Genomic DNA, 6,612 nt, shown 5'->3' with positions numbered 1-6,612 from the left:
TTGCCATGGTTTCTACCCTCCTAACGACTTCGTCACTCGTCCCTTGACGCTGAACATTATTTCTTAGCGTATCACGCCTGTATCCCCACCGCCAGCACCTCATTTACTATCGGTGGGGCGGAGAGGCGGAAAAGGGACGACAGTGACGTCAAACAGCCGCCGATCTCGACCATGGGTTTGGGGCTGGTATCGGTCTCTTGACTGAAGCGGGTGCCGAGCCCACCAGCGAGGATGACAACTTTCATGCGTCTATCGCGTTGATTGCGTCACTGCGTTCATGGCGTGTGGCGTCCATGGCGTCGGTTAGATTTGTCTGGGTTGGGCGGTCTGTTGGAGCCGCTGAATTAGAGAACAAGCAGATCATTGTACCTGATCAAGTAACTCGAAATACCGTTCGCGACTGATCCCCGCTGTCCGCAGATTCGTCAGAATATGGGTCACCGGGACCTCCCGTGGACTGGTCTTGATCACTACCGGTCGCTTCACTCCAGACTTTGTCAAGATCAAGTGATCTCCCTTTTGTCGCTTGATGCGAAACCCTTCCAACTCAAAAACCCTCACCAGGAGCTGGGAAGGAATCGGGACGATCCGTTGAGCCGACACCTCTTAGCTTATGCTGAGCAATTCAGTGGCAAGGGGTTGGCGGGGAAGCCACATATCCCCCTTCTGACTAAATCCTGCCTCTTCAAGGACTTCCCTCAGTGTCCCCATTGCCTCGCACTCATCGACGAAGGCTTCCACCGCTGACTGAATGGATCGCTTTGCTTCTTCCAGGGTTTCTCCAAAACTAGAAACATCTAGCTCTGGAGCAAGACCAACATAGAGATCCCCTTCCTTGAAGAACTCCGTGCGGAACACAATACGGTGTACCATCCTGTTGCCTCCCATATCTATACCCAAATTATATCACTCAGTCATATTGTGTCGGTCGGGGATCGGTAATCCTTTCGCAATGCTCAACAGTACCCAGTCCTCGATGGCCTCGGCGAGCTTGCGACGGCATTCCTCCAGGGTCTTACCTGTCGCCCAAACCCCGGCGAGCGGTGGAACCTCGCCGTAGAACGGTTCTTCATCTTGCCACCTCCTCGTTTCACTTTCCCATCAGAAAAGGCGTGTGCGCCTCACGCGCTGACCCGTCGGATTTTGTCACTTGATTACCACCCTGTCAACTTCGTGCAGCATGGTCGCGTCCATGGCGCATGTTGTAGGTCAGCGGGCAGCCACGGATGTCGTCCTGTACTCATCCGGGTGTTCCTCGATGAACCGAATGAACGCATGATACAGTTCCCGAATGTCGACCAACTCTTCCAGAAGGATGTGGTGAAGGATCTTGAGATCGATGTCGTTGTCGAAATGGACGATACGGTTTCGAAACTGGATCATGGACACGAACCGATCCCTGTGGTCTATGGGGAGAAGGCCATTCTCCACCAGGATGTCGATCGCTTCTGCGCTGCTGCTTGGGGTGCGTAATCCCAACGAGGCGATGACGTAGCTCCCCAGATCCACGAGGGCCTGGATGGCTGCCTGAAGACGATGTAGGGCTGAATCGAGATTGCGAAAATCAGATGCAAACTCGTCATAGCTCATGGTTCCAAAGATCGCGAGCTTCTCCAGGTTCTCCGGAACCAGATCGAGCTTACTCTGTACCTCCTCACAATGAACGGGTAGACTCTCAATACAGCGTCAATCCCTTTCGTCTTTATCTCTTTCACGGTCTCATCACCCTCCCACATCGAGTCACCCTTGGTTGAGACGGATCGGATCGTGGTCAGAGTGAGATCAACAGGACTCTCCATGGTTGAAAGGGCCTGCAGTCACTATAGGCCAAAGGAGGGACCGTGTCCAGAGCGCCGACCTTGTCGTAGTTGGCACGGTCGAACCATCGCTCATGCGGGCGTCTGGTATCGGGATCACGGGGGTGAAACCTCACCTCTATGATTGCGCCGACGTATTTGGTTGTTCTGATTGGTCGTCGCGTCGGTGGGGTCTACGAATCGGTTGGGTCTGGCAGAAACACGATACGATCGCACCTGGAAGATCGGATGCCATTGTTACAATAAGAGCCTGGAAGGATTCCCCATGGCTCACTGCTCAGTCGGATCCTCTTCTGTACCGATCGGCGCGGACTGGGATAGGCGTCTGCTGCCTGGTCTGAAAGAGTTGGCAATGTATTTCAGAGCATCCTCTATCGTTCGCACATCAGAGGACTCAACGACGTCTGCTGCCCCCACATGCCGATGATGTGGATAAGATTGTAACTCATTCCAATGGGGAACATTGTCCCACCGGTTGATCAGGCGCCCAGGCCTATCTTGCCAATGGTAGGCGTATTTCCTGGTACCATCCAGAAAAAGGTAATCTTTTATGAACAACCTTGACCCGTCCTTGAGCAAGAAGGTGGCCCTTAATTCGTAGCTGTCTCCAACAATGCGAAATTTCTCAACCTCAATACCCTGAACAATATCAGCATACTGCTTCGTCAGGTCAAGCAGCACGCTCCAACTCCTCAATCTTTTGCCGCCAGTACTCGGCTGCCTCTTTGGCGAACTTCCACGCCATCAGATCCTCCTCCTGTCCGAAATCCTCCCCCCTTACCCGTACGTCAACTGTCCTTTGGACCGTTTCAAGATCCATATGATACTTCTCTTCAAATTGTCTGACTTCTTGACTGAACTCCGAGTATCGCGACCGGGCAGATAAGAAGATCATGTCCAGTGCCGCTTCCTCTGGACTTGAATAATTTAAAGCCCTTAGAACGTCAGTCGATATTTTTTGTTTTTTCCGCATCTCTTTCTGAACCTCCGCCTTTCCGCAAAAAGAGTCGAGCCCTGAGCGTATGCCCATCCGAACATCTCTTGCGATGTCAGCAATACCTTCACTATGCCATTTTTTCTCCCTCATGGCTACCTATGAGTTTATCGCAAGGTCTACAGCGTTCGTTGCGTCTATGGCGTGCAGCGCTCATGGCGTCCATAGCGTTGATTGCGTTCGCAGCGCCAAGATGCCACCGATGACAAGGGTCTGGTCGCTGGGAGTGCCGAGGGCGTGCAGGGGTGGCAGATAGGCATCCATATGGCGTCATGCGTCGAGACCGTCCATAGCGTCAGTTGCGTCGGGGAATAAAGAGGATGCCACCCTTTTCTCGAAGGTTAAAGAGGACGGTTCTATTTTCACGGAATCAATAAACTTCGTCGTGTCCACCAATATCGATCAGTTCGATAAATCCTTTTGAACCCTTGGTCCCAGGATACCTTAATCACTTTCCAGATCCTTATATAATTCTTTTACAGTTCCATGCTTTGTTATCTTCTTTTTTCTGAAACTGGCCATTGCCGTTTTCGCCCTTCTGGCAATAGCCTCTCTTTTCGCCTCTATCAACTGTTTCTTTATCACTTCTGTTGCATATTCCTTATTATCAAGCGGCAAAAAGTTGAATTCCTCGATTAGTTTGTTCACCGTTGCAATACTCATGTATTTCACCTCACCCTTGACTCGGTGACGCGTCGCATCGTGCCACCGACAGTCGCCGCGTTGTTCGATGCTATCGCCGATTGCTTTTTCAAGTTCTCTGTCACCTCCATCCTGGGCACCTCGTTGCGTCTGTAGCGTCATCGCGTCGCTGGATTCCCCCGTATCAAGTACGGGGCAGGCTTGTTAAGCCCGGAATGACACACTGCATGAGACCTCTGTCGTCAAGCATAATGGATTGACGCGACCAACGGGAGTACATGTCTAAGGTGCCAGGCGCCACTTGGTGGAGCTCCCTCACGTAGCCGTTCAGTTCGTCCACTTTGGTAAGAATCCGCTCACGTTCCAGCATGGGCAACCTGTGCGTGCAGCGTTCATTGCGTTAGTTGCGTTGATGGCGTTGGTTGCGTGCAGCGTGCGGCGTTGATTGGGTCGGGGGGAAACGGGAATCGGCCTCACCTGGAAGATCAGGACGCCATAGCTTATAGTTAGAGATCGGAGTTTCAGGACACTTCATGGGCGGAGAAAGTCTTCAGGATCAATCCCAGCTTGTTTCAGGATTGCGTGCAGTGTTCCTTCCGGTATGTCCCCTGGGTGATTGGGAACCGTCGTATAGCGGTGTGTTGTCGCGTTATAGTAGATCTCATGACTGCCGGCAGCATGACGATCGAATGTAAACCCAAGTCTTTTCAGTCGCTTGATGACCTCACGATATCGGAACCCGGCCAACCGTCCCATGACTTAGATATTGACGACCAAGGGGAATTCCACAACCTCTTCGGCTGGCGGAAGCGAACTCACCTCCTTACGCTCGGCCTGGGCTTCCAGTAACCTTCGAGCAACATCCCTGGCGATTTCCAACGTTTCTGCAACCGTTCGCCCTTGTGCGACCAGACCTTGTACGCTGCCGGAGGTGGCGAGGTACACACCCTCTGGCAGCTTCTCAATATGGATTCTCACAACCCTTTCCATTGTTTGCCTCCTTGCGTACTATCTCCCTCTTCCATGCGGACTATACCATTTTCAACGCAGAAATGGGAATGCTGAATCCTCCCACGGCGTCGGTACTCGGCCTGCTGTTCCAGAATTTCAGCAGTAACGGTCCATGCTTCAAGATATGCCACGGATCGGTCGGCCGCCGATTTCGACCATCGGTTTGGGGCGGGCGCCTGTCTGCGTGCGGAAACGCACAGGCAGGCGGAATGACGGGCCAGAACAGAAGGCGATACCCCGTGGCAAGCTGCGGGGAGGTTTCATTCGACGAGTCTATTGCAGCGGTTGTGTGAATTGGAAGTCTGACATCACTCTCCCAGCCATTCTTCGCGGGAGACACCTGCTTGTCGCAGGAGGCGTTTCAAGAGACCAACGCTGACATCACCCTCATGGGGATTAGGAATGATCAGTGTCACATCGCCCCGGCGCATCTGAGGGTGACGCCCGCCTCCATACGGACCATCAAAACCCAGCTCCCGAAAGCGTTGCACAAGCTCCCGCCAGGAGACCGGAGCAAATCGGGTCACAGGTAAGAGTCAGACAGGTTGGCTGAGTTGATTTAGATCGATGCCCGCCACGATCGGAATCTGGAGGTTGAGACGCAGACGCAACGCGATCCAGTCACTGAGCGATTCACGCAGTTCCCGGCGACAGCCTTCCAGCGTTGTGTGCCGCGCCCACACCCCTTGAAGGCCAGGAATCTCCCCCCAGTAGGTCCCTTCGCCCTCAATAATCTCGTACACCGCTTGTTCCATGGCTTTGTCAAGATACTCAGCCAGCATGGATTGCCTCCCTTGCGGACATTATAACACTCTCACCTTGAAGTGTCTTACCGAGTCAAGGCAAGTTAGTGCGGTCGAGCCATCGCTCATGCGGGCGTCTGGTATCGGGATCACGGGGGTGAAACCTCACCTCTATGATTGCGCCGGCGTATTTGGTTGGTCTGGTTGATCTGGTCTGTTGGGTCTACGGAGTGGTTGAATCGACGAGTCTACCGCGTCGATTGCGGGCGGCGTTTATTGGGTCGATTGAGTTTATTGGTTAATCCTTCATATTCCCTTGACGGGGATGTGATACGGTTCTATCTTACTGAGTAAGATTCCTAATAGGAGGTGACGCCATGCGGACCACCAAGACTTGGACCATCTCGCTCCCACCCAAGCTTGTGACAGAGGCCGAGCGTACGGCCAGGGAAGAACACCGAACTAAGAGTGAGCTGGTCCGGGAGGCCTTGCGCCTGTACATCGCGGAACGGCGGTGGCGGACACTCCAGCAGAAGACCGCCCTGCACGCTCAGGCTCTCGGGATCAGGACAGAGGAGGATGTGGATCGACTCGTCCATGCCGTCCGCAAATGATCTTCCTCCTCTATGCGAATCGTCCTTGACACCAATGTCCTGATCTCCGCCCTTGCCTTTCCGGGAAGCAAGCCAGACCAAATCCTTTCTCGCATCCGCCGAGGGCAGATCGACCTTTTTATCTCCCCTGTTATCCTGTCCGAGCTCGACCGTGTTCTATTGGAGAAGTTCCGCTTCACCAGACAGGACGTTGACGCTCTGGTCCGTGCTATCCGCACCATGGCCCATCTTGTAACACCCGCAGAACGGATCACCGTGATCACAGCCAAGGACGATGACAACCGAATCCTCGAATGTGCGTGTGTTGCTCAAGCCGAGTTCCTGGTCACTGGAGACAAGGAGCACCTACTGCCCCTAGGTTCGTACTGTGACATCGCGATTGTCACTCCAGCTCAGTTCCTTGAACTGTTAGAGATTCGTTGATCCGAATCCCTTCTTTCTTGATCAGCCCGATGATGGATGCGCCGTTCTCTTCAAACTCTTCCACCCGGAAGCAGATCACCTCCAGCAGAGGGTTGTACTCTTGCGCTTCGTGAAAGATCTCACGCGCCTCTTGGAGATAGCGCGCAGGAGAGGCTGACGGGCCTCCTAAGACGACCGCGAGATCAATATCGCTGTAGCCTTTCTGACGCCCGTCGACATACGAGCCGAACAGGTATGCGCGCACGATTTCATGCTGCTGTGCTGCCAGAACCAAAAATGCCTTCGCGATCTTCAGGGCGTCATCTGTCGAACAAGCCATCGGACTTTCTCCCGCGCAAAATCAAGGTATTCTCTTGTCGTCTCCTTTC

The 6,612-nt window shown here is 53.4% G+C and carries 13 protein-coding genes and 1 pseudogene; 2 read left to right on the top strand and 12 right to left on the bottom strand.

The features are described from left to right. Nucleotides 1–155: 155 nt before the first annotated feature. The 11 genes and pseudogenes from KGL31_08655 to KGL31_08605 all read right to left on the bottom strand — a co-directional run bounded on the left by KGL31_08655 (nt 156) and on the right by KGL31_08605 (nt 5,246). Nucleotides 156–245: pseudogene (locus tag KGL31_08655) on the bottom strand (glucose-1-phosphate cytidylyltransferase). 115 nt (nt 246–360) lie between these two features. Continuing rightward, complete coding sequence (locus KGL31_08650) at nt 361–603, bottom strand: type II toxin-antitoxin system HicA family toxin (GenBank protein MDE2321967.1); 243 nt, start codon at nt 601–603, stop codon at nt 361–363. Nucleotides 604–606: 3 nt separating this feature from the next. Next, nucleotides 607–873 (bottom strand): type II toxin-antitoxin system HicB family antitoxin, encoded by a 267-nt coding sequence (locus tag KGL31_08645; protein MDE2321966.1) that lies wholly within the window; start codon nt 871–873, stop codon nt 607–609. A gap of 336 nt (nt 874–1,209) precedes the next feature. Continuing rightward, complete coding sequence (locus KGL31_08640) at nt 1,210–1,590, bottom strand: DUF86 domain-containing protein (GenBank protein ID MDE2321965.1); 381 nt, start codon at nt 1,588–1,590, stop codon at nt 1,210–1,212. 497 nt (nt 1,591–2,087) lie between these two features. After that, nucleotides 2,088–2,498, bottom strand: a complete 411-nt coding sequence (locus tag KGL31_08635; protein ID MDE2321964.1) for a hypothetical protein — start codon at nt 2,496–2,498, stop codon at nt 2,088–2,090. Then, a complete protein-coding gene (locus KGL31_08630) occupies nt 2,488–2,904 on the bottom strand; it encodes a hypothetical protein (GenBank protein ID MDE2321963.1) in 417 nt (138 codons plus the stop codon). Before KGL31_08630 ends, KGL31_08635 begins: the two co-directional genes overlap by 11 nt. 351 nt (nt 2,905–3,255) lie before the next feature. Beyond that, complete coding sequence (locus KGL31_08625) at nt 3,256–3,447, bottom strand: hypothetical protein (protein MDE2321962.1); 192 nt, start codon at nt 3,445–3,447, stop codon at nt 3,256–3,258. A 537-nt stretch (nt 3,448–3,984) separates the two neighbouring features. Beyond that, nucleotides 3,985–4,209 carry a type II toxin-antitoxin system HicA family toxin gene (locus tag KGL31_08620; protein ID MDE2321961.1) on the bottom strand — a complete coding sequence of 75 codons (225 nt, stop codon included), beginning with the start codon at nt 4,207–4,209 and terminating at the stop codon, nt 3,985–3,987. A 3-nt stretch (nt 4,210–4,212) separates the two neighbouring features. Next, the gene (locus KGL31_08615; protein ID MDE2321960.1) at nt 4,213–4,443 is read right to left on the bottom strand and encodes a DUF1902 domain-containing protein; all 231 of its coding nucleotides are present in this window, start codon (nt 4,441–4,443) and stop codon (nt 4,213–4,215) included. 329 nt (nt 4,444–4,772) lie between these two features. Continuing rightward, nucleotides 4,773–4,991 (bottom strand): type II toxin-antitoxin system HicA family toxin, encoded by a 219-nt coding sequence (locus KGL31_08610; GenBank protein ID MDE2321959.1) that lies wholly within the window; start codon nt 4,989–4,991, stop codon nt 4,773–4,775. A 9-nt stretch (nt 4,992–5,000) separates the two neighbouring features. Beyond that, nucleotides 5,001–5,246: a type II toxin-antitoxin system HicB family antitoxin gene (locus tag KGL31_08605; GenBank protein MDE2321958.1), complete on the bottom strand. Its 246-nt coding sequence runs from the start codon at nt 5,244–5,246 to the stop codon at nt 5,001–5,003. Nucleotides 5,247–5,584: 338 nt separating this feature from the next. On the opposite strand from KGL31_08605, the gene KGL31_08600 reads away from it, so the two are divergent. Together KGL31_08600 and KGL31_08595 are read left to right on the top strand one after the other, a co-directional pair. Beyond that, on the top strand, nt 5,585–5,821 hold the full coding sequence (locus tag KGL31_08600) for a ribbon-helix-helix protein, CopG family (GenBank protein ID MDE2321957.1): 237 nt from the start codon (nt 5,585–5,587) through the stop codon (nt 5,819–5,821). Nucleotides 5,822–5,833: 12 nt separating this feature from the next. Then, nucleotides 5,834–6,244 carry a putative toxin-antitoxin system toxin component, PIN family gene (locus KGL31_08595; protein MDE2321956.1) on the top strand — a complete coding sequence of 137 codons (411 nt, stop codon included), beginning with the start codon at nt 5,834–5,836 and terminating at the stop codon, nt 6,242–6,244. Here KGL31_08595 and KGL31_08590 read toward each other — a convergent pair. Then, nucleotides 6,204–6,563, bottom strand: coding sequence for a nucleotidyltransferase domain-containing protein (locus tag KGL31_08590; GenBank protein ID MDE2321955.1), 360 nt, complete (start codon nt 6,561–6,563; stop codon nt 6,204–6,206). The genes KGL31_08595 and KGL31_08590 overlap by 41 nt on opposite strands. Nucleotides 6,564–6,612 lie beyond the last annotated feature (49 nt).

The organism is Candidatus Methylomirabilota bacterium (assembly GCA_028870115.1).
In the GTDB taxonomy this organism is placed as follows: Bacteria; Methylomirabilota; Methylomirabilia; order Methylomirabilales; family Methylomirabilaceae; genus Methylomirabilis.
The sequence above is the reverse complement of the archived record's forward strand: the minus strand, read 5'-3'. Positions and strand labels throughout refer to the sequence as shown.

Coding starts and splice junctions, on each gene's coding strand:
- KGL31_08645 (MDE2321966.1), bottom strand. CDS start 873: ATGGTACACCGTATTGTGTTCCGCACGGAGTTCTTCAAGGAAGGGGAT.
- KGL31_08640 (MDE2321965.1), bottom strand. CDS start 1,590: ATGAGCTATGACGAGTTTGCATCTGATTTTCGCAATCTCGATTCAGCC.
- KGL31_08630 (MDE2321963.1), bottom strand. CDS start 2,904: ATGAGGGAGAAAAAATGGCATAGTGAAGGTATTGCTGACATCGCAAGA.
- KGL31_08620 (MDE2321961.1), bottom strand. CDS start 4,209: ATGGGACGGTTGGCCGGGTTCCGATATCGTGAGGTCATCAAGCGACTG.
- KGL31_08615 (MDE2321960.1), bottom strand. CDS start 4,443: ATGGAAAGGGTTGTGAGAATCCATATTGAGAAGCTGCCAGAGGGTGTG.
- KGL31_08605 (MDE2321958.1), bottom strand. CDS start 5,246: ATGCTGGCTGAGTATCTTGACAAAGCCATGGAACAAGCGGTGTACGAG.
- KGL31_08600 (MDE2321957.1), top strand. CDS start 5,585: ATGCGGACCACCAAGACTTGGACCATCTCGCTCCCACCCAAGCTTGTG.
- KGL31_08595 (MDE2321956.1), top strand. CDS start 5,834: ATGCGAATCGTCCTTGACACCAATGTCCTGATCTCCGCCCTTGCCTTT.
- KGL31_08590 (MDE2321955.1), bottom strand. CDS start 6,563: ATGGCTTGTTCGACAGATGACGCCCTGAAGATCGCGAAGGCATTTTTG.